16 protein-coding genes are annotated in these 24,670 nt (G+C 32.3%); 8 read left to right on the top strand and 8 right to left on the bottom strand.

Translation table 11 applies throughout. The features are described 5' to 3' along the window. Positions 1-30: 30 nt before the first annotated feature. The 5 genes from BMY33_RS05865 to BMY33_RS05845 form a co-directional block, all read right to left on the bottom strand. On the bottom strand, positions 31-1,638 hold the full coding sequence (locus BMY33_RS05865) for a fibronectin type III domain-containing protein (protein ID WP_139195597.1): 1,608 nt from the start codon (positions 1,636-1,638) through the stop codon (positions 31-33). A 135-nt stretch (positions 1,639-1,773) separates the two neighbouring features. After that, positions 1,774-3,024, bottom strand: coding sequence for a helix-turn-helix domain-containing protein (locus BMY33_RS05860; RefSeq protein WP_091406591.1), 1,251 nt, complete (start codon positions 3,022-3,024; stop codon positions 1,774-1,776). Positions 3,025-3,226: 202 nt separating this feature from the next. After that, entirely contained in the window at positions 3,227-7,105 is a 3,879-nt protein-coding gene (locus tag BMY33_RS05855; protein ID WP_091406589.1) for a hybrid sensor histidine kinase/response regulator transcription factor, read from the bottom strand. 131 nt (positions 7,106-7,236) lie between these two features. Next, entirely contained in the window at positions 7,237-8,346 is a 1,110-nt protein-coding gene (locus BMY33_RS05850; RefSeq protein ID WP_091406588.1) for a helix-turn-helix domain-containing protein, read from the bottom strand. A gap of 98 nt (positions 8,347-8,444) precedes the next feature. Further along, positions 8,445-11,297, bottom strand: a complete 2,853-nt coding sequence (locus BMY33_RS05845; RefSeq protein ID WP_091406586.1) for a VPS10 domain-containing protein — start codon at positions 11,295-11,297, stop codon at positions 8,445-8,447. 181 nt (positions 11,298-11,478) lie between these two features. On the opposite strand from BMY33_RS05845, the gene BMY33_RS05840 reads away from it, so the two are divergent. The 3 genes from BMY33_RS05840 (at position 11,479) to BMY33_RS05830 (ending at position 13,712) form a co-directional block, all read left to right on the top strand. Next, positions 11,479-11,760 (top strand): hypothetical protein, encoded by a 282-nt coding sequence (locus BMY33_RS05840; protein ID WP_027394558.1) that lies wholly within the window; start codon positions 11,479-11,481, stop codon positions 11,758-11,760. A 135-nt stretch (positions 11,761-11,895) separates the two neighbouring features. After that, positions 11,896-13,185, top strand: coding sequence for an aminopeptidase P N-terminal domain-containing protein (locus BMY33_RS05835; protein WP_091406585.1), 1,290 nt, complete (start codon positions 11,896-11,898; stop codon positions 13,183-13,185). Positions 13,186-13,328: 143 nt separating this feature from the next. Beyond that, positions 13,329-13,712, top strand: coding sequence for a VOC family protein (locus BMY33_RS05830; RefSeq protein ID WP_091406583.1), 384 nt, complete (start codon positions 13,329-13,331; stop codon positions 13,710-13,712). Here the strand turns inward: BMY33_RS05830 and BMY33_RS05825 are convergent. Further along, on the bottom strand, positions 13,709-15,049 hold the full coding sequence (locus BMY33_RS05825) for a cytochrome-c peroxidase (RefSeq protein WP_091406582.1): 1,341 nt from the start codon (positions 15,047-15,049) through the stop codon (positions 13,709-13,711). The two genes, BMY33_RS05830 and BMY33_RS05825, sit on opposite strands and share 4 nt — an antisense overlap. A gap of 125 nt (positions 15,050-15,174) precedes the next feature. Further along, positions 15,175-16,452 (bottom strand): branched-chain amino acid transport system II carrier protein, encoded by a 1,278-nt coding sequence (gene brnQ, locus BMY33_RS05820; protein WP_091406580.1) that lies wholly within the window; start codon positions 16,450-16,452, stop codon positions 15,175-15,177. A gap of 62 nt (positions 16,453-16,514) precedes the next feature. On the opposite strand from brnQ, the gene BMY33_RS05815 reads away from it, so the two are divergent. Continuing rightward, positions 16,515-17,294, top strand: a complete 780-nt coding sequence (locus BMY33_RS05815) for an alpha/beta fold hydrolase (RefSeq protein ID WP_091406578.1) — start codon at positions 16,515-16,517, stop codon at positions 17,292-17,294. Positions 17,295-17,514: 220 nt separating this feature from the next. Next, positions 17,515-17,784, top strand: coding sequence for a hypothetical protein (locus BMY33_RS05810; RefSeq protein WP_091406576.1), 270 nt, complete (start codon positions 17,515-17,517; stop codon positions 17,782-17,784). Positions 17,785-17,786: 2 nt separating this feature from the next. Here BMY33_RS05810 and thiL read toward each other — a convergent pair whose 3' ends face one another. Further along, positions 17,787-18,833, bottom strand: coding sequence for a thiamine-phosphate kinase (gene thiL, locus BMY33_RS05805; protein WP_091407204.1), 1,047 nt, complete (start codon positions 18,831-18,833; stop codon positions 17,787-17,789). Positions 18,834-19,278: 445 nt separating this feature from the next. Between thiL and BMY33_RS05800 the strand changes: the two genes are divergently transcribed. From BMY33_RS05800 to BMY33_RS24005, 3 genes are all read left to right on the top strand, one after another. Next, positions 19,279-20,493: a choice-of-anchor B family protein gene (locus tag BMY33_RS05800; protein ID WP_091406574.1), complete on the top strand. Its 1,215-nt coding sequence runs from the start codon at positions 19,279-19,281 to the stop codon at positions 20,491-20,493. A 34-nt stretch (positions 20,494-20,527) separates the two neighbouring features. After that, positions 20,528-21,970 carry a choice-of-anchor B family protein gene (locus BMY33_RS05795; protein ID WP_091406572.1) on the top strand — a complete coding sequence of 481 codons (1,443 nt, stop codon included), beginning with the start codon at positions 20,528-20,530 and terminating at the stop codon, positions 21,968-21,970. 206 nt (positions 21,971-22,176) lie between these two features. Next, positions 22,177-24,663, top strand: coding sequence for a choice-of-anchor B family protein (locus tag BMY33_RS24005; protein WP_091406570.1), 2,487 nt, complete (start codon positions 22,177-22,179; stop codon positions 24,661-24,663). Positions 24,664-24,670 lie beyond the last annotated feature (7 nt).

Here is a 24,670-nt window from a genome sequence, read left to right as displayed (position 1 = left end):
CTCTATCATCACATAATTTTGTCTAACTGTTTATTCTAACTTTACTACCCAATAATCCCATTTACCTTTACCAGAACCACTAATATCACCTCCAGGCCCTTGAACATGTCCTGTTACAATATAACCATCATTGGTTTGCTGAATTGCGTTGGCATAATCTGGTTCTGGACCTCCAACACTAATTTCCCAAGATAGTTCTCCTAAATCACTTAGTTTAACAATCCAATAGTCTCGATACCCACCGTTATTAGTACTTACATCTCCATCACTTGCTCCAGAGTAACCTGCGACAACATATCCTTGATCCGTAGTTTGCTGAATAGATTGACCGCTATCACTCTCTGAACTTCCTAAACTGGTTTCCCAAACTATTTCTCCTGAGCTATTTAACTTAACAATCCACATATCTTTTTTTCCGTTGTTATTGCTTACATCAAAATCAGAAGATTCAGAAAATCCTGCTACGATATACCCGTTATCCATAGTTTGACGAACATCATTAGCAAAATCCTCTAATGTACCTCCAAGAGATTTTTCCCAGACAAGGTTTCCAGAAGCATCTAATTTTATAATCCAGTAATCTCTGTCACCATAATGATTACTTACATCACCATCAAAAGATTCCGTATATCCTCCTACTATATATCCGCCATCGTTAGTTTGCTCTATTGAATTCGCGATATCAAACTCACTACCCCCAAAGTTTTTTTCCCATTCTAAAATTCCTAAACTATCTATTTTTATGATCCAAAAATCTACCATTCCATTATTACCACTTACATTTCCATCTGATGAACCAGCGAAACCAGCAACGATATATCCTCCATCTGATGTTTCGTTAATAGAGTTCGCACCCTCATTTCCACTTCCTCCATAATTATTTTCCCAAATCACGTTTCCGGATGCATCTAATTTTATAACCCAAAAATCGAAAAAAGAAGGACTTCCATCAATACTTGTTTGAGAATTACTAGATCCTGTTGCAATATATCCTCCATCTGATGTTTGTTGTATACTATAAACATCATCATTCGCAGAGCCTCCAATATTAGTTTCCCATAATAAATCTCCTGAACCATTTAATTTAATTACCCAAAAATCCCCTCCTAAAAAACCGTCTGCATCATTATTCCCTCCTACATCACCATCATCAGAATTGGATCCTCCTGCTATTGCATATCCTCCATCAGTGGTAAGTGCTATTGAATATGCAATATCAATTTCAGAACCTCCAAAGGATTTCTCCCAGGCAATTCCTACCATAGTCCCTATTGTTTCAGTTGTTGTAAATGTAAAAGTGTTTTGAGTAGTACCATTATTGCCATCCGAAGCTATAACAGTTCCATTATAATTGGTGCTAGGAGAAAGTTCTTCTAATAAATACTCAGTATCCGTAATTGCAGAGCTTATTTCAGTTCCGTTTAGTGTTATTGCATATGAAACTGTATCACCATCTGGGTCAATCGCATCATCCCAATTTAATAACCAACTATTTGTGGCAACTTGGCTAACCTCTATTGAAAAATTACCTGGGTTTTGATTTTGCGGTGAAATGATTGTTTCATCATCGCTTTTACAACTAATGATTATTAAAGCGATTACCACAAATAGGTGTAAAAAGTTATTTTTTCTCATCATATCCATAATTATTGTCCAAAAGTGTTTAAAGCATCTTTATCAGAATGAACTATAACATACTCTGGACAATAAATGTAGATCAGTTTAATACAAGAAGTATCCGGAAAGTTTGAATTTCAAAGAATCCGGACATTTTCAACCAGTTTTTCTATAAATACTAGGGGAAATCCCGGTTATTTTTTTAAACGAACTATAAAATGTTGATTTAGAGTTAAAACCAGACTCTAAAGCAATACCAACGATAGTATAATTTATAAAATTGGAATTCCTCAATTTTAATTTAGCATCTTCTACTCTAAACGTATTTATATAATCTGCGAAATTTTTTCCGGTTAATTTATTAACTAATTGAGACAAATAGTTACTGCTAATTTTTAATTTATTTGCTACGCTGTCTAAACCTAAATTAGAGTCTCTATATATTTTTGCTTCCTTCATTAAGAATTCAAGCTCCTTATAATATGTATTATCATTTGTTATATGACAGCTAGTATTGTTACCACAGATTTGCTTTAACTTTTTTTCGGTTAGTTTCGCTATTAAGTGGAATAAGAATACATGTTCATTAGTAAAAAAATTCTTTTCTGAATGTTCAGAATCTAATACACCTATAATGTTCCCTTCGATACATATTGGCACTGATAATTCGGACATTCTAGAGTCATCATCAACAATATAAGCTTTGTTTTTACTTACATCATTAATACGTTGATAACGTTGTTTTTTTGCAACATTTCCGACGATACCATCTCCTATCTTAATTTTTATCGGACTAACAATCTTCTTCTCTCCATTATTTTTATTTCCGAAAGCTGCTTTTTGAATCAAATACTCTTTTTCTTTGTCCAACATATAAATAACACAGTCTTCTAGATAAAGATGAGAAATACAGTTTTCTACAATATCCCAGAGTACATCGTTTACATTATTTTTTTCAAAAAGTGATGTCGCAAAATAACTTAGGATAGCAATTGTTTGAATTGGCGCATTCTGTAAATAATCATCTTCAAATTCATCGAAGACCTCATCAAGATAAGGAATTGATAATCTACTGGTACTTTTATGTGTTGGTTTGTTTTCTTTTTTAGAATATACTTTCTTTTTAGTTTTCTGAAGATTTAAAGCACTATTCTTATCAAAAGAAATAGTAAAAGGTTCGTTTAATAATAATTCTGATGTTTCTTTAGTCTCAAAAAATAAAAAAAGAAGGGACGTGATTAGAATACACCAAATGTTTAATTCCGTATATAGACGACTTAGTGATATTGAATTACGATCTAATATCGATATCATAACAGCAATTACAACAAATGATATACATATTATTATAACCTTACGAGTGATTTCTTCGGCAGTACTATTGCCTAATTTTTTCTTAATGTCCATTTTGATTTTTTTTGTCCTTACCAAAACTGCTTGAATTAAGTCACAAAAAAAGTGGCTATATTATTCAAACAGGAATTGATTGCTTTCAATTACAAAAGCAAGGTAAAACAAGAATTAAATGTTCTGTTGTACTGTCGTTACGAATGCTTGTACTACAGTTACATGAATGGATTATCTACTGTAAACACTGAAGTTTTGTGGTTTACTTTCTTGATTCTGAAGGTGGTTTTCCAAATTCCTCTACATAAACTCTACTGAAATAAGCAGGATCTTTAAACCCTGTTTGATACGCAATCTCTGCAATCGTATACTCATTATTTCTTAATAAATCACGAGCATGTTGTAACCTAACTTTTCGAATAAACTTAGTAGGAGACATACCAGTAAGATTTTTAATTTTTCTAAATAAATGAACTCTACTCATATGTAATTCTTCTGCTAATAATGGTACACTAAACTCATCATTATCCATATGATTTTTAATACTGTTTATAACCGATTGTATAAAATTATCTATTACCTGGTTTTCGGATACATTCCCTACATCTTCTTGATTGTATTTTTTTCTAAGTGTTTTTCTCGTTTCTATGAGGTGATTTACTCTAATCAACAATTCCTCTCTATCAAACGGTTTTGCTAAATACGCATCGGCACCAATTTTTAAACCTTCGATTTGACTATTTTGATTAGCCTTAGCTGTTAAAAAAATAAGCGGGATATGATTGGTAGCTATATCTTCTCTAATCATCGTTCCTAATTTAATCCCATCCCATTTAGGCATCATAATATCAGAGATTACCAGGTCAGGAAGATGTTTTTGGCATAAATCCCAAGCTTCTTGTCCATTACTTGCCAAAATAACTTTATAACTTGATGCCAAACAAAATTGAATATATTCTTGTACTTCTTTATGATCTTCTGCTACTAATATAATTGGCAAAGATGATTCTTCAGAAATAATAGAGTCCTCAGGGTTCTTAACTTCTGGAGCATTAATTACAGGCACACTAATAGTAAAAACAGTCCCCAACCCTTCTTTACTTTCTACTTTAATAATACCTTTCATCAACTCTACTAGTTCTTTGGTTAATGTTAATCCAAGCCCTACACCATTTTGATTTTCTGTTTGAGATCTAGTAAAAGGGTCATATAGAATTTTTATAAAGTCAGAAGAAATCCCAATCCCAGAATCTTTTACAATAACATTGATCATAGAACTTTCTTCATCTTCAATACATTTAATTTGTAAAGAAACTTCTCCTCCAATTTTATTATATTTAATAGCATTAGAAACTAAGTTAGTAGTGATTTTTCTCCACTTATCGTCGTCATAATAAATTAATAATTCTTCTTGATTGCTAGAAAATGTAAGTGAAATTTCTTTTTCCTCAGCAAGAGATTTAAATGAATACAAAAGATATTTCTGAAAAGAAATAAAATCTCCTGCTTGTTCATCAACTTCCAATTGATCTTCTTGCATCTGTGCAATTTCCAAAATTTGATGTACCTGATTCGACAAATGATTTGCCTGGTTTTGGATTTGATGTAAATGCCTGTCTTCTTTTGTTAAGCCTTCTTTTATGGACCTAGTTCTTATCTGATCTACAGCTCCCAAAATAACCGTAAGAGGTGTTCTAAACTCATGGGCAATCTGATTAAACCATCGTGTTTTAACCTCAGCCAAACTAGAAACATGCTCTTTCTCTGTTTCAGCTATTTTTCTTCTTAATTGGATTTTATAAAAAGAAAAAATCAACAGTAATAAAGATAAACCATATAGTATATACGCTAAATTAGTTTTATACCAAGGAGGCAATACTAAAATAGATATTGGTTCATGTACTACTTCCCATTTATTTTCTGAACTAGATGCTCTAACATACAATTTGTATTTCCCTTTGGGCAAATACGATAGTGTAATTAACCCTTTCTCTTGTAATGGTAACCAGTCATTATGAAATCCATCTAACCAAAATTGATACCTAACATTTTTAGGTTCTTTAAAAGTTAAAGCTAAAAATTGAAAACTAACATTTTGATCTTCGGGACCTACCTTAATAACATCATTTAATTTATTTGGAAAATGTCTTGTAATCACTGTGTCTTTGCGATGCTTTGTATAGGATGACCAAACCAAATTAGGTCTATAATCTGAGGTAACCTCTACGTCCTCTGGATGAAAATAGTTCATACCTCTTTCACTTCCCATCCAAACATATCCGTCATCATCTTGGTAAATAGAACTCAATAACATGGAGTTATCATGCAAACCATCCTCGACTGTATATGTATTAAATTCATTAGTTGCAGGATCAAATGAAGTAACCCCATGACTTATTGTACTCAACCACAACACTCCTTTCTTATCACTAGTGATATTTAGTATTTTATCATCTGGCATCTGATCATCCCTCATATATCGAGTAAACTTTTCTTCTTCAATATCCATTCGATTTAAGCCACCATCAGTTCCTATCCATAATACTCCATCATTTGTTTGGTGTAAAGACATAACTAAATTAGAACTAATACTATTAAGATCATTTTCATTATGTAAAAAACGTTTAAAATTATGGTCAGAAGATTTTGTTATATTACTAGCGTCAGAAAACTTTAGTAACCCTCCACTTATAGTAGCCAACCATATAGTATCATCTTTATCTAAAAGCATATCGACAATAGCTATATTATTATTAGTAACCTTAAATCTAAAATTACTACCATCGGTTATATCATAAACCATAATATGATCCCATTGAATAATCCACAAGCGCTTATTTGCATCTTCAATTATTCTCCAAGGATTATCTGGCATGCTCTTAGATTCAAAAAATTGCTCAACTATATTATCTGTTTTGGCATTTATTTTCAAAATTCCAATAGATTCATTTTTAAATAATCCATAAACGGAACCATTAGATGCACATACCAAGGACGTCATTTTATGATCAACAACCTTTTTTAATCCTGTTCCTTTAGCCTTATCCCAAGTATACAATCCATCAGGTAATGTAAACCACATTTTGCCTTGACATTCTACAATCTCTCTAACATTTCCAATTGCTCCTAGAATTGGATGTTTAAAAGGTTTATTCTCTATAAGTTGAAAAGCACCCGCATTGGTCCCTATCCAAAAATTATCATCCCTATCCTGAAAAATGCAAAGTAATCTTAAGCGTTTTGAAAAATCATATCCCAATAAATCCTGCGCATCAAGTACAATTTGTGTTTCAAAATCTGGAGAAAATTTCCATATATTTTTTCCCGCTGCTAGCCAAACCCAATCTCTATTATCTTGAAAAAGAAACGATTTATCCGATGGATTGCTTATATAAGAGCTATCAAAATTTATTCTCTCCTCTATCCATTGATCATTTTTTTTCTCTATGCTATATAACTCATTAGCAATATATACTAATGTCTTATTATTAGATAGTGTAAGAATATTAGAAATACTTCTTCCACTAAAGAGCTCTAATTTTTTAGTAATAGTATCCGTTACCTCAAATAACCCTTCTTTACTCGCAATTAACGAACTTCCATCATTAAGTACTGAAATATTTGATGACCTCTTATTATAAATCCGTTTTAATGTTTGTCTTTTGGGAATATACTTATAAGCACCACTTGTAGAAGATATCCATAAATTATCTTTTCCATATTTGATCAAATTATTGACCATTAATATGTCTTTCTTACCCTCTAATTTCTCCAGATTTTCGAATACTCCACTATGTGGATCCAAAATATCTATTCCTCCTCCTAAAGTACCTGTATAAATTTTACCATCGCTTAGCTGTAGAATTGACCTTACCCAATTAGCTGTTAGACCTTTGTTTTTTTTGGATGTATATGTATACTTTTTATATGACTGACCATCAAATCTATTAAGTCCATATTGTGTCGCAAACCACATAAAACCATCTTCATCTTGGAATATATCAGAAACCCAATTATTAGACAACCCGTTAAAAACATTATATGATTTAACATTATAAGTAACATCTTCTTGTCCTGAAATATTAAAGCAAGATAGCAGAAAGCAAACATTAAGCGCTATTAATTTATAAATGCATTTCATTAGTTACTATAGGTATAACACAGTGTAATTGAGATATAAAATTACTTTCCCTTTCTGTAAAAGAACAACTTTTTTTACAATATCTTATCTTAAAAAATTTAGTAAGTATTTCTAAATCATTGAATCTACTATTAGGATTGCCTATATTCTTTTGGAGATACACCTGTATACTTTTTAAAAGCGTTATAAAAAGTTGACTTAGAATTAAAACCAGATTCTAAACCAATAGCTAGTGTGGTATAGTTTGCGAATTTAGGATTCTTAAGTTTAGATTTAGCATCTTCAACTCGAAAGCTATTTACATAATCTGAAAAATTAGATCCTCTAAGACCAGCAAGCATTTGAGATAAATAGTTGCTGCTAATTTTCAGCATTTTGGAGATTCCTTCTAATCCTAAACTAGAATCTCTATAAATTTTAGCTTCTTTCATTAAAAAATCAAGCTCCTTAAAATACAAATTGTCGTCTGTTATGTTCGTGGTGTTTTTAATATTAATCTGTGCTAGTTTCTTAGCTGTAAGTTTAGCAATTAGTTGAAATAATAGAATATGATGTTCATTAAAAAATCCTTCTTGTGAATGTTCCGAATCTAAAACTCCTACTACTTTATCATCAATAATAATTGGAACCGCTAACTCCGAACTACGACTAATATCATCTACTACATATCTTTCGTCATATGTAACATTGTAAACACATTCATAATCTCCAGATTGTGCAACCTGCCCCACGATTCCTTGACCTAAAGAAATTTCTATTGGACTTAATATCCTGCGTTCTCCTTGATTTTTATTCCCAAATGCTGCTTTTTGAATCAATGCTTTTTTCGAATCATCTAATATATATATGATACAATCTTCTAACTGTAAATAAGCAATACAATTCTCTACAATATCCCATAATACATCATCTAATTTATCTTTGTCGAATAAAGATGTAGAAAAATAACTTAGTATTCCAGTAATCTGAGAAGGCTTATCATAATGAATCAGTTCTAACTCTTCTTCAGAAAACATATGATTTAATCCAGACATTCTAAAATTCTGAATTGCTTTTTGAACAGCTTCTTCTTCAGATTCTTTAGCTTTTGAAGTATTACCAAGATCTTTGGACCTTAAAAATTTATTGAAATACTTGGATTGATTATCCTTTTTCCAATATGCATAAAACCTCCATAATGCGATAGCAACGATTGCCATGCATGCAAAAAAGATTGCCGCATTATACAGGTTAATTTTCATTACGTTGGTTAATAAACTTTTATCTAAAGCAATAAAAAGTTAATTGCTTTTATACATGTGAATATAAATCCTATCCGTAATAAATCCAAGTTTATGCTTTATTTTACTTCAAAAGGTACTTTTTCTATTTGCTTTCCATTAGAAATAGTAATCTCATATTTTCCTACAGGAATATAATATTTCCCGTTTTTCTTTTTAGATATATCTTCATCTGGAAACTCCTTTAATAAAGCTTTTCTTCCTTTTTCAGAAATGGTAAGATCATACTCCACATAATTTAATCCTCTATCCGAACTAGAAGAAAATTCTTGAAGCGTTTTCTCACTTTCTGTAGTAATTTTAACCGTAACTGTTCCTGAAGTTTTTGCGTAATATTTTACAGTAGTAGAAGGCTCATAAGCTTCTAACCATTTGCTCCACGAGCTTCCCCAGCGAGGAGAGGCTTTTATCGAGTTCATTGTATATAAATGTAATCCAGAATCTAAGACTTCCGAATTAAGATTTTGTAATGGCTCTATATTAGTTTTATAAATACTCCTACCATGAGTTCCTAATAAAAGATCATTAGCTTCTGATTGTACAACTATATCGTGAACAGCAACATTAGGTATTCCTTTAGAAAAGACTTGCCAAGTTTTTCCTTTATCTAATGATACATAAGCTCCATTATCGGATCCTATATATAAAATATTTTCGTTTTTAGGATCTTCTGTAATCACATTAATAGCTGATATTGGCAATTCTTTTCCTATGTTCTTCCAACTTTGACCATAATCATCACTCATATATACATATGCATTGAAATTATCCGATCTATATCCATTTAAACTTACATAAACACGTTCTTTTTTGTGCATAGAAGCTACAACTCTAGATACCCATAAATCTGCTGGAAAGCTATTAGAAATTTTATTCCAATTTCCTCCAGCATTTTTAGTAACATATACAAGACCATCATCACTTCCTGTATATATTAATCCAAACTGAAATACAGATTCAGAAACAGAAGTCAATGTTCCATATGCTACATTTCCTTTTTTACCTCCATTAGTTAAATCCCCAGAAATAGCTGACCACTCATCTCCTTGGTTCATAGATCGCATCAACTTATTTCCTCCTAAATACAAAATATCCTGATTATGCGGAGATAATAAGATAGGTGTTTGCCAATTAAATCGATATGGCGATTCTCCTAATTCGTGCTTTGGCTGAATATACGTTTGTTCATCTGTAGCACGATTTAGTCTAAAATAATTTCCAAACTGAAAACCAGTATATACAACATTACTATTTCGATTGTCAATTTGGACTTGCATTCCATCGCCTCCCATAATACTTTCCCAAGGATAATGTCCGCTTTGATGCCAAGAAACGTTTTCTTTTGCATTAACGGAACCTACCCAAACTCCATTATCCTGTAATCCTCCATATACATTATAAGGTTTCTCATTATCTACATTAATAGCATAAAACTGCCCTACACTTGGTTGATTAGCTTTAATCCAATTCTCTCCATCATCATACGTAATGTTAACACCTCCATCATTTCCATTAATAAGGTGGTTTGGGTTCTTAGGATTTATCCAAAGCGAATGATGATCCGCATGAACATTCGCTGCACTAATACTTTTATATGTTTTTCCTCCATCCTTAGATTTTAAAATCGGTACTCCAGAGATATAAATATGATCTTTATTAGTTGGGTTAACCTGTATTTGAGCAAAATAATATCCATAACTATAAAAAATATCATCTAGATATTCTTTATGTGTTTTTTTCCATGTTTTTCCTCCATCATTACTTCTATAAACTTCTGCGCCAATCACTGGCGTATCAAAAAGTGCAGCATTTGCATTTTCCAAATACTTCGCTAAATCAATTGGTTTTACAGAACCACTACGTACCATTTGCTTTACATTTTCTGCACGATACTTTTCCTGAAATCCATTCGTTTTTAAATATCTGTTTAACTTTTTATCTTCTAAACTCAAAAAAGTTTCAACGGACATTGCCTTAAAATCATCTTTAGTCAGTCCAGAACTCTTCTCCGTTTTTTTACTTCCATCTCTTCTAAATTGACTATCGTGCACTGCATATAAAGTATTAGAATCAAAAACAGCCAAACCAATTCTACCAACGCCATTTCCTGTTGGAAAACCGCTTCCTTCTAATGAAATTTTATTCCAAGTGTTACCTGCATCTATACTTTTATAAATTCCTGAACCTGATCCATTACCTTCAAAATTCCAAGCCTTACGATCCTTATCCCAAGCAGCTGCATACATAGTATTAAAGTCTTCTGGAGTATAAGCAACATCAATAATCCCAGTTTCGTTATTAATAAATAAGGTCTTTTTCCAAGTTATACCACCATCGGTAGTTTTATATATTCCTCTCTCTTCATTATTAGAGTAAAGATGACCAGTTACACCAATAATAACCTCATCAGAATTAGATGGATTTAGTATGATTCTACCAATATGATGAGAATCTATAAGTCCAACATTTTTCCATGTTTTACCTTTATCCGTTGATTTTAGAATTCCAATTCCGGCATATGATGATCTAGAAGAATTATTTTCTCCTGTACCTACCCAGATAATTCCTTTTTTCCAATCTACTGCAATATCACCTACATTAATCGTTTCTGCATTATCTAGAACTGGTTCGAAGGTTGTTCCATTATTGGTAGTATACCATAAGCCACCAGAAGCATAACCCACATAAAATTCTGCAGTATTTTCTGGATTTACATCAACGTCTACTACACGTCCACTCATCACTGATGGTCCTATGTTTTCAAAAGGAACATTTTTTACTAATGACGATTTTTCGAGTTTTGTTTTTTGTAATAAACCTTTCTGAATTTCATCAGCAGAGGTTGCTAATTGTTGAGAAAAAATTGAAATACTACCGAGTAATAGTAAAAAAGTTAAGCTATATGTTTTCATTACGATGGAAATTTAGTTGGCTGAAAGTATAGAATGCTAAAATAGTGTCAAAATTTTTAGATATTGTTTAACAATACGTTTTAAACAATTCTTTAAAAACAAATTCCTGATTTACTTGTTTTTTACATTTGTTGCGTTTTTTTGTTAATTTATTGATAACTAACCAATAAATTAAACAACTATGGAAGAATACTTGCCGTTAATTATTCAATTAGTCAGTGGAGCCGTAGGCGGAAATATTGCTGGCTCATTATTAAAAAATGCTTCTTTTGGAAAAATTGGAAACTCAATACTTGGAATTCTAGGAGGAGGAATAGGTGGTTATCTATTAAGTTATCTCGGAATTGACACTTCTGGAGGAATGGATATAGCAGGAATACTAGGCAGTGTTGCTGGTGGTGGCGTTGGTGGTGGTGTTTTAATGGCCATTATTGGGTTTATTAAAAAAGCAATAAGTAAATAAAATACTTATTTTAGATAATAAAATATTAGGTATTTAGATACTTTATAAAGGGAACTCAAATCTTATGAGTTCCCTTTTTTATTCCGCAAATATTTATTCTATTTTTGAAAACACATCTTTACTAAAATAGAACACATGAAATATCACCAAATAGACAAAAATCTTTTCATAAAGAGCAGAAAGAACTTTACGGCTAAGATGAAGCCAAATAGTATTGCCGTTTTTAATAGTAATGATATCTACCCTATTAGTGCTGATAGTACCATGCCTTTTGAACAGCATAGAGATATTTTTTATTTAAGTGGTGTTGATCAAGAGGAAAGTATTTTGGTATTATTTCCTGACGCACCAAATGAAAAACATCGTGAAATTTTATTTCTGAAAGAAACAAGTGAATTAATCGCTATATGGGAAGGTGAAAAGCTAACTAAAGAAAAAGCCTTTGAAACTTCTGGAATAAAAACTGTGTATTGGTTACAAGACCTCGAAAAAATATTCTTTGAGATTATGACACAATGTGACACTGTATATGTAAATACGAATGAGCATTATAGAGCAAATGTTGAAACCGAAACAAGAGAGGATCGTTTTACTACTTGGTGGAAAGCAAAATATCCAGCTCATTCTGTTGCTAAAAGTAATCCCATTTTACAGCGCTTACGTTCTGTAAAAGATCCAATAGAAATTGATCTAATGCAAACTGCTTGTAATATCACTGAAAAAGGGTTTAGAAGATTACTTGGTTTTGTAAAACCAGATGTATGGGAATATAATATTGAAGCGGAATTACTGCACGAATTTATAAACCATAGGTCTAAAGGTTTTGCATATACTCCTATTATAGCTAGCGGTAATAATGCAAACGTTTTACATTATATTGAAAATAACCAACAATGTAAAGCCGGAGATCTTATCTTAATGGATATTGCTGCAGAGTATGCCAATTACTCCAGTGATTTAAGTCGTACAATTCCTGTTTCAGGTAAATTCACAGATAGACAAAGAGCAGTTTATGATGCTGTTTTACGCGTTAAGAATGAAGCTACTAAAATGTTAGTACCAGGCACTATTTGGGCTGATTATCACGTAGAAGTTGGTAAAATTATGACCTCTGAATTATTAGGACTTGGACTTATTGATAAAGCAGATGTGCAAAAAGAAAATCCTGACTGGCCAGCGTATAAAAAATATTTTATGCACGGTACCTCACACCATATTGGATTAGATACGCATGATTATGGAATTCTAACAGAACCTATGCAAGCAAATATGGTATTTACTGTAGAACCTGGAATTTATATTCCCGATGAAGGTTTTGGAATCAGATTAGAAGATGATGTTGTAATACAAGAAAAGGGAGAACCCTTTAATTTAATGGCAAATATTCCTATAGACGCTGAAGAAATAGAAGAATTGATGAACTAGTAATAAAACTAGATTTTAATATCAAAACAGATAAAAAACCCGATAGTTCTAGAACTATCGGGTTTTTTATGATCGTTTTTTGAAATTTTATAGAATATTTATACCCGTTTCATCGTTGCATATCAAAACCTTAAAGCATCAGAATGCAACGAATGAAAATTACAGCAGGCCATCAACAAGCAATGCCATATATGGTTGTTGAAAATGCGGAGGATTTTATCGACTTCATCCGAAAAATTTTCAATGCACAGGAAATGATTCGAAAAGTAGATCCTTCTTATAAAATCGAACATTCCGAAGTAATGATTGGTGATACCACCTTAATGATAACAGAAGCTTCTACAACCTACCCAGCACAAAACACATCCATGTATGTATATGTAAAAGATACAGATCAGACCTATTATAATGCGATAGATGCAGGCGCCAAATCCCTTATGGAACCAATGGAAGAAGATTACGGAGCTCGCGGAGCAGGTTTTAAAGATCCTTACGGTAATACTTGGTGGATTGCTACCTTAAATTAATCACAACCTAAATCTATTCTAGATACATTATCGTTATTTGGGAAACAATTTCCAGAATTAATAGATTCAGGAACATATCTAGTTAATTCGGGATCTCTTAAACTATTGGCAATAAATGAAGTCATATTATCTATTTCTTCTGCTGTTAATTGTATAGTTCCAAATTGAGGAGCTAGATTTTCTAATGGTACTTCTGTGCTTTGTGGAACTCCTTCATTTTTATACGATATTACATCTTTTATTGAAGTAAATGTTCCTCCATGACCATAAAAACGACTGTCTATTAAATTATAAAGTGTTGGTGTTTTAAACTTAAAATCATCCACCGGATTATTCGTAAAACCACCTCTTCCTCTTTTAACCTTATCAATATTTACATCATATAAAAGCAATGCACCATTTACATTATCAAAATCACCCATACCAAAAGAATAAAAACCTTTATCATTTAATGCAGGTCCTGTATGACATTCATAACATTTTCCTTTTCCAAAAAAAGCAATCGCTCCCTTTTTCTCAGTATCAGTAAGTGATTCATTATTTCCTTTTAACCAATTCTGCCAAGGTGATTTATTTGCTAATAAAGTTCTTTCATAAGCAGCAATAGCCAAAGCTCCAGTACGTTTTGTATACCTTTCACTTTCTACCACATCAGGAAATGCAGCATCAAAAAGTTCTTTATATCCAAAAGTATTTACAAACTCATCATCTATCTGTAGTCTATGCACTTTTTGTCCTTTTATTGCCTGAACTTCTACACCTTGAAATCCTAAAAAATTTTCTTGAATCTCTGTCCAACTAGCTTCTGTTCCCGCATTTGTTCCTGTTCCTCCGAACTGTCCATTCCAAAGCATAACATCCTGATAAGCAACATTTAATAATGTTGGAGACTTGATTGGTTGTACATCTATAGAATCTCTAGGAACAGAAGTATCCGCTACTCTTTCTTCTCCTCGTATCCCAAAACCAATTCCACACTCTCCGATTCCTTGTCTCACTCCAGCTGCAAAACCAGCTGCCGCCTGATGACAAGAAGCACAAGAATATGTTGCTTTCATCTCAATAATTTTTGGATTTCCTCCAGTAGCAGTTTCGTGTAGTAATAATTTTCCTAAAACAACTTTTTCTTCAGTAATTGGATTTAAAGGATCTTGAGGAATACTTACATAATCATTACTCTCTGGTAACATAAAAAAAGACGTTCCTATTCCATTAGAAGCCTCATCTAACACATTTAATAACTCTGTATCAAGATCAGATTCAATTGGAATATAATCATCCTTAGAACAAGAAGATATTAACAAAATAATTGCAGCAATAAGTAATAGTTTTTTCATGGATATATGTTTTTCCCTCTTTTTAAAATTTCCCCTACTAACATTCTTAATTAAATGTTAAAGATTGCGAATTTAATAAAAAAGGAAATACCGTATGTTAATTACTTTTTAAAAATATAATTAATCTATTTTTTAGAAGTTAATTTGATAAACACATTGCTCAAAACAAAACAAAACATCGCCGGTAATAACCAGGCTAAACTATAGTTTCCCAAAGGAATCATTTCTAAAACATTCTGAACCTGCTCTTTAAATCCTATTGAAGCTAAAAAATCTGGTAAACTAAATACCATTGTTATGATTACCACGGACCTAAACACTATTACAGAAGTAAACCGATCTGGTAAAACATTTAATAAAATCAACACAATCGTTATTGGATATATAAACATTAGCGCTGGTATTGCTACAATAATAATATCGTGCACATCTAACTGCCCCATTACAACACCTAGAATACATCCTACGACAGAAGTTATAATATATGCCAACTGAGACTCTTTAAATACTCCTTTTATAAAATCTGCTGTACCTGTAACTATTCCAACCGCAGTAGTAAAGCAAGCAAGAGAGACCAAAACACTTAAAAAAGTACTTCCTATATTTCCTAAGGTTTTTATACTTAAACCAGATAGTAGTTCTGTTCTACTAATTCCCTGTTCAAAATCATTATTAAATAAAGCTCCGTTATATATTAACCCTGCATACACAATAAAAAGACCTATTCCTGCAATCAATCCAGAATTACGTATCAATAATCGATTTTCTTCAAAACTTTTTTTTCCATTCAATTGAAGTGAAATAATTATCACTCCACCTACTACAACTGCACCGATTGCATCAAAAGTTTGATACCCTTCTAGAAGTCCTTCTATTACAGGAGTCTCAAAAACGGAAATATTCATTGGGGAGTGCGTAGAAAAAACACCAATCAATATGATACTAAGAATTACAACAAAAATAATAGGAGTAAGAAATTTACCAAGGATGTTTAAAATTTTAGATCTATTAAGTACAAAGAATAATACAATCACGAAGTAAATACTACTTGTAAGAAGAGAGCTTGTCCCAAAAAATGGTTGAATTGCCATTTCATGAGTAACAGAAGCTGTTCTGGGTGATGGTAAAGAAATAGATATAGCATATACAATCAAACAATAAATAAGGCTAAATGTTGGTGAAACCTTTTTTCCAAAATCTAACATGGTTCCTTGTAATCTTGCATGCGCAAAAATCCCAAGTAATGGAAGTACAACTGCCGATATAATAAAACCAATGGTAACCCAAAACCACATATCCCCTCCTTTAAAACCAAGATTAGGAGGTAAAATCAAATTTCCTGCTCCAAAAAACATAGAGAACAAAGCAAATCCTGTTATAAAAGTTTCTTTATTAAATCGCATTTGGTTACGTTTATATCGCTTTAGCGAATATTGATTAAAAAGTTGAAATATAAAATTTCAAAATGACATTAGCATATAAAGGGATTGAAATTAATTACCATGTTTCTGGAAAAGGCTCTCCTATAGTTTTTTTACATGGCTTTTTAGAAAATCTAACAATGTGGGATGAGATAGTTTCTTATTTTTCTGATACTTATACTTGTATTACAATTGATTTATTAGGACATGGAAAAACCGATTGCATAGGTTACATACATAGAATGGAAGATATGGCAGAAGCGGTAGATGCAGTTATTAATAATATCATAACGGATCAACCAGTATTAATAGGTCATTCTATGGGAGGATATGTTTCATTAGCATATTTGGATTTATTTCCTAAAAAGTTATCGGGACTAGTATTGTTAAATTCGACATCATTCTCAGATAGTGAAGAAAGAAAAATTAACCGCAGTCGCGCAATTGGTATTGTAAAGAAAAATCCAAATGCATACACAAGTATGGCAATTGCAAATCTTTTTGCCAAAGAAAATCGAATTAAATATAAATCTCAGATTGAGAAAATAAAAGATGAAGCTTCAAAAAACCCATTGCAAGGAATTATTTCGGCTCTAGAAGGTATGAAGATCAGAAAAGATTATACGGAAACATTACTTACGTTTAATAAACCTAAAATAATTTTTGCTGGTAAAAAAGATCCTGTATTATCTTATCAACAAAATCTTGAGGAATCAAAACTCTGTAATACTGATTTCATCTCTTTTGAAGGAGGCCACATGTCTTATATCGAAAATAAAGACGATCTATTAAAATCATTAGATCAATTCCTATCAAACAAGTAAACTATTCTCCCATATTTACTAACCATATCATCTTCTAATAAAAACACCATATCTAGGTCTCATTTATCCGATTAAATACGTTTTTAAAGGTCAAAAACACTATAAAATACATTTTATCAGCAAAATTTAACGTTTTTTCAAAAAATTTTCTTACAAAAAATTGTTAATAACTAAAAAAATGTTATTATTGTACTGATAATGAACTTTTAACCCCTAAAATATGAAGAAATATACCCCACATTCGTCATTCTCCATATCAAAAATATATTGTGTTTTATTTGGTCACAATTATGTAACTTCTAAACAAGTTACGCATCATATAAAAGAATATACGTGCTCACATTGTGGAGAACAAGCAACTACTAATAGTAGAGGAAGACTTGAAGTTATGACTCCTAAACTAAAAGAAATTAATGATGTTTTAGCTTCTGTTCACGCTAAAAAAGCAGCAAGAATTAAAGGTAAAATAAAGTTACAAGCCGCTTCTTAAAATTATTCTTTTATAGGATTCCATCCCTGTGCAACTAATTGAATCTTCTCATTAGCTCGGGTTACTAGTCCAATTCCACTTTTTTCATCAGTAATATGTCCTATTACTGTAAGATTAGGATTTGCTTTAATCTTGGGAAAATCTTCTTGTTTAATTGTAAAGAGTAATTCATAATCTTCACCTCCACTAAGTGCAACTGTTGTACTATTTAATTTAAACTCCTCACAAGTAGAAATTACAGCTGGATCTAAAGGTATTTTTTCTTCATAAAGATTAACACCAACTTTAGATTTTGTGCATAAATGAATAACCTCAGAAGATAAACCATCACTTATATCGATCATACTAGTTGGTTTTACATCTAACGCTTTAAGAAGTTCTTTAATGTCTTTTCGAGCTTCTGGTTTTAGTTGTCTTTCTATTAAATAAGAATACTGATCTAAATCCGGTTGAGAATTAGGATTAGCTTTATATACTTGTTTTTCTCTTTCTAAAACTTGAAGGCCCAAGTAAGCAGCTCCTAAATCCCCAGAAACCACTAATAAATCATTTTCCCCAGCACCATCACGATACACTAAACTATCCTTATCGGCTTGCCCAATTGCAGTAATACTAATCATTAAACCTGTCGTAGAAGACGTTGTATCACCACCTACTACATCTACATTATATATTTTTGCTGCAGTTTCAATTCCTGCATATAATTCTTCCAAAGCTTCTAAAGGAAATCTATTTGATACTGCAATAGAAACTGTAATCTGTGTAGCAGTTGCATTCATTGCATATACATCGGAAAGGTTTACCATTACAGCTTTATAACCCAAATGTTTAAGTGGTACATATGATAAATCAAAATGCACACCCTCAATCAAAAGATCGGTGGTAAGAACACATTTTTTATCTTTAAAATCTAATACTGCTGCATCATCACCAATACCAAGAATAGTAGATTCTTGTTGAATTTCAAAATTTTTAGTCAAATGATCTATCAATCCAAATTCTCCTAATTCAGACAGCGATGTTCTAGATGTATTTTTATCTTCAATCATAAATGCAAAGGTAGGGAACAAGGTGATTTGATTGCACAAAAAAATCCTGAAAATCGGGATTTTAATAATTCCAAATCTAATTACAAACATTCTCCTTGCTTCTTCCTCTGTAAAAAGAGTACAATTAAATTATAAGTACTATCAAAGCCACCACTTAACTCCAATTTCTAGCTATAGAGAGATTAGCCATAGAAACTTCTTTCATTTCCATTACGTTCTTAATACTATATTTCTACAAACTTAATTTTCAATAATTTCTTCGTTTAACATCCTTATATCAACAGTCATAAAATTTTGTTACCTTTTTAACCAAAGTATAGACAAAAAATAACCCCTCTAAATTACCTTTTAAGTAGCTTCAATACTATGGGTTTATAGGGTATTTCTTAATTAACCTGTTATATATATGTACTCTTCATCAATAATTAATTCTAGTAGATTAAACATGAAAAAATACTTTAGTACCGTCGCATTTATTTCGATCCTTTTATCTTTTGTAAACTGTAGTAATGATGATGAGAATACAAATCCTCCAACTAGTGCTTGCTCAACTGAAAGTGATGGAGGTATATATCAAAGTTGTGGGATTGATTTCGTTTCTTCAATATCACTTTCCGAAATGGGAGCTACCGGAGGAAATGATAGTTGGGGATGGACTGACCCTAGCAATGGAAAAGAATATGTAATTATGTGCCTAAACAACGGTACTGCTTTTATTGATATTTCTACTCCCGAATCCCCTATTTATTTAGGAAAACTTCCTACAGCAACTGAAAATAGTTCTTGGCGAGATGCTAAAGTATATCAAAACCATGCTTTTATAGTAAGTGAAGCTGCTGGCCATGGAATGCAGGTTTTTGATTTAACTAGTTTGAGAAATGTAACTAATACGCCACAAACCTTTACAGCAAATACAACATACACTGGTTTTGGCAGTGCACATAATATTGTCATCAATGAAAACACCGGTTATGCATATGGGGTAGGAACATCTACTTTTGGTGGAGGACCTCACTTTGTAAATATTCAAGACCCTACAAACCCTGTGGCAGCAGGAGGTTTTATTTCTGATGGAGGAGATGCTTATAGTCATGATGCGCAAGTTGTAACTTATAATGGCCCTGATACTGACTATACCGGTCGCGAAATTCTAATTGGTAGTAATCAGATAGAAATAGTAATTGCTGACATTACTGACAAAAATGATCCTATAACCATTTCTACTATCAATTATGAAAATATTGGGTACACTCATCAAGGATGGTTTACAGAGAATCAACGGTTTTTCTTGTTAGGAGACGAACTTGATGAACAAAGAGTAGGTTTTAATACCAGAACAGTTGTATTTGATTTTGAAGATTTGGATAACCCAAAATTTCATATGAATTATATAGGATCAACTCCAGCTATAGATCACAATGGATATGTAAAAGGAAATAAATTTTATTTAGCGAATTATAGAGCGGGTATTAGAATTATTGATATTTCAGGTATTGCATCTATGTCGATGACCGAAATAGGATATATAGATACCTTCCCATCAAACAATAGTGCTGGGTTTAGTGGTGCCTGGAATGTATATCCATATTTCGAAAGTGGTAATATTGTCATTAGTGATATTAACTCAGGATTTATATTGGTAAAAGAAAGTAACCCCTAAAAAATAACACAATTATACTCTTAAAAATCAACCAATGAAAAAAACATTCCTACTTAATTTAATTTTTTTACCATTCATTTTACAATCTCAAACAATATGTGATAATGGAATGGCTGGTTCTTTTCCATGTAATGATTATGATCTAATGTCTCAAATTCCATTATCAACTATGAATGCTAATGAAGGTAGCGATAGCTGGGGATGGACGGATTCTAGCGATGGTAAAGAATATGCGATTATCGGATTAGACAACGGAACTGCTTTTATTGATGTTTCTGATCCAATAAGTCCAATATATCTTGGTAAATTACCTTCTGCAGTTGGATCAAGTTCTTGGAGAGATGTAAAAGTATACCAAAACCACGCCTATATAGTCGCTGATTTTATTTCGTCCGGTAGTCATGGAATGCAAGTGTTTGACCTTACTAGATTACGAAACATTGCAAATCCTCCAGAAACATTTACTGAAGATAATAGATATACTGGTTTTGGAAATGCGCATAATATTGTAATTAATGAAGATTCTGGATTTGCCTATGCTGTTGGAACAAGCAGATCCGGAACATATCAAGGAGGACCTTTATTTATTGACATTCGAGATCCTAAAAATCCGGTTGATGCTGGCGGATTTCTCTCTACAGGAGGAGAAGCATATAGTCACGATGCGCAAGCTGTAATTTACAACGGTCCGGATACAGATTACACTGGTCGCGAAATTCTAATTGGAAGCAATGAAATTGAAATCGTAATTGCGGATATCACCGATAAGTCAAATCCAGTAACCATATCTACTATTGGTTATTCTGACATCGGATATGTTCATCAAGGGTGGTTTACAGAAGATCAGCGTTATTTTTTACTTGGGGATGAAGGAGATGAAAGTCGAGTAGGATTTAATACTAGAACTATCATTTTTGATTTTAATGATCTTGACAATCCAGCTTTCCACATGAATTATACTGGCCCCACTCCTGCAATTGATCATAATGGGTATGTAAAAGGAGATAAATTCTATATGGCCAATTATAGAGCTGGATTACGTGTTCTTGATATTTCTGATATTGCCAATAATAATGTAACTGAAATAGGTTCTTTTGATACTTATCCATCTAGTAACAGTGCAGCTTTTAACGGTGCCTGGAGCATCTACCCTTATTTTGATAGTGGTAATATAGTAATCAGTGATATAGAAAGAGGGTTTTTACTTGTTAGACAAACTAATACATTAAGTACTAATGATTTTGAAGAAAAATCAAATTTTGCAATCCACCCTAATCCCGCAAATTCTAACATTACAATTGAAGGAAGAAACGCGATAGGATTAGAAAAAATAGAAATCTATAATGTTATTGGTAAAAAAATCGATGAGTTCAATAACCCTAACAATACCAAAAATATCACATTACCACTAGCATATGCACCTGGAATGTATTTAGTTAGGATAAATGATATTACCAAAAAATTAATTATTAAATAATCTCTAGTTTTCGTTGAAAAATTAAAATTTAATAACTCAACAGCTATAAATAGAATATAAAACAATTAAATACTGATTACGAGATGGTTAAACCGGATAAATAGTGTGGAAAGCTAGGACTGAGTTTGGAGTTTTTTAGACTAATTTTGTGTAATTCACTAGTTTTCAAGAACTAGTTTAAGCTAACTACTAAATTACACAAACTCATGAAAAAACTAACCTTAGCTTTATGCTTCATAGTATGCTCTACTATTTGCCGAAGTCAAACACCTTGTACTAATGGATTTGCCGGATCTTATCCATGTAAAGATTACGACCTTATGTCTACTATTTCACTTTCTCAAATGAATGCTAGTTCTGGAAATGACAGTTGGGGATGGACTGATACCCAAACATCTAAAGAATATGCAATTATTGGATTAAACAATGGTACAGCATTCATAGATATCTCTAACCCTACCAGTCCGATTTATTTGGGAAAACTTCCTACGGCCACAGGCAATAGTCTTTGGAGAGATGTTAAGGTCTATAACAACCATGCTTTTATTGTAAGTGAAGCTTCAGGTCATGGAATGCAGGTTTTTGATCTAACTAGATTGCGTAACGTTTCTAATCCTCCTTCAACTTTCTCTGCAGATACCAGATATACTCAATTTGGAAACGCACATAATATTGTAATTAATGAAGATACTGGGTTTGCTTACATTGTAGGAGCACAAAGAGGTTCTGGACCATATAATGGAGGCCCTTTGTTTGTGAATATTCAAGACCCTAAAAATCCAACCAATGCAGGTGGTTTTTTATCTGGAGGTCAAAGAGCATATACTCATGATGCTCAAGTAGTCACCTATAACGGTCCTGATCCAGATTATAACGGAAGAGAAATTCTTATCGGAAGTAACGAGATCGAAGTAGTGATTGCAGACATTACAGATAAGTCCAATCCGGTAACAATCTCTACAATACAATACACAAATATTGGATATACTCATCAAGGGTGGTTCACTGATGATATGAGATATTTCCTTTTAGGAGATGAAACAGATGAGCAAGGTGTAGGATTTAATACGCGAACTATCATATTTGATTTTGAAGATCTAGATAATCCGCAACAACACATGATATACAATGGACCTACTCCAGCTATTGATCATAATGGATATGTAAAAGGAGATAAGTTTTATTTAGCTAATTATAGAGCCGGATTTAGAGTTATTGATATTTCGGATATAGGAAATACAAATATTAATGAAATTGGATATTTTGACACGTATCCATCTAGTAATAGTGCTTCTTTTAATGGGGCTTGGAATATTTATCCATATTTTAACAGCGGAAATATAGTAATAAGTGACATAGAAGGAGGGTTCTTCTTAGTAAGAAAAAGCGAACCTGGAGATGGTGGTGGAGGTGACTGCTCATCAGTAGTAACTTCTTTTCCATTCAATGAAAGTTTCGAATCTAGTTTTGGATTTTGGGAAAACGCTTCTGATGATGATCTGAATTGGACTAGAAATTCTGGAGGTACTCCTTCCACGGGAACAGGTCCAACCGCAGCCTCAGATGGTAATACTTATATCTATGTAGAAGCTTCTGGTAATGGAACAGGTTATCCAAACAAAAGTGCAGTTTTAAATTCTCCCTGTTTAAATTTCACCAATCTTACTTCGCCAAGTCTTACCTTCCAATATCACATGTTAGGAAGTGCAATTAACAATTTAACCGTAGAAGCAAGAATTGATAACCAAGGAAATTGGTCTTCTATATTTAGCAGAAACGGAGCTCAAGGAAGTAACTGGAATACCGAAACAATAGATTTATCTTCATATTCTGGAGAAGCAAGTGTTCAATTACGATTTAATGTCATAACAGGAAATGGTTCTCAGGGGTGGCAGAGTGATATTGCTATAGATGATATAAGTATAATAGACGAAACCACTCCTCCTCCGACATGTGATAGTATAGATTTTAGAAATTTTCAGATCACTCCGTTTTCCAATCAGGATTCAGCTGGTGACTTTGTTGTAAATAATACTGGAACAACATTGTCACTTACCAATAATACGTGGAAATATATTCCTTATGACTATACGGTAACTCCTAATACTGTAATTGAGTTTGAATTCAGAAGTTCATCACAAGGAGAAATTCATGCTATTGGTTTTGAAAACGATAATACTCTAACTTCCACTAGATATTTTAAAGTACATGGTACACAAAATTATGGGGTTACCAATTATGACAACTATTCTGGTAATGATTTTACAACATATGTAATTCCAGTGGGAAGTTTTTATACCGGAACGATGGACAGGTTGGTATTTATTAATGACAATGATGGGGGTTCTGGTAATAACTCGGATTTCTCTTCTATAAAAATCTATGAAGGCTCTTGCGGAAGATATAATAACCAACAAATAGTAACCTCTAGTATCATTCCTGTTTTCGGTAATGAAGATGAAGATATTATGGCATTGAAAATTTACCCCAATCCAGTATCTGGTCAAGTCTTAGAAGTATTTTTAAATATGGATCAAACTGCATCGTATGAAATTATATCTATTACGGGACAATTGATAAGTAAAGGAAACGTTACAAAAACAATAGACGTCTCAAGTTTAAATCCTGGAGTTTATCTTTTAAAAGTTTTTAATGATAGCAACCAGATTACCAAACGTTTAATAAAAAGATAATTAAATA

The sequence above is a fragment of the Aquimarina amphilecti genome, assembly GCF_900109375.1.
In the GTDB taxonomy this organism is placed as follows: Bacteria; Bacteroidota; Bacteroidia; order Flavobacteriales; family Flavobacteriaceae; genus Aquimarina; species Aquimarina amphilecti.
Note: the sequence above shows the minus strand (reverse complement) of the source record. Positions and strands in the feature narration are given on the sequence as shown.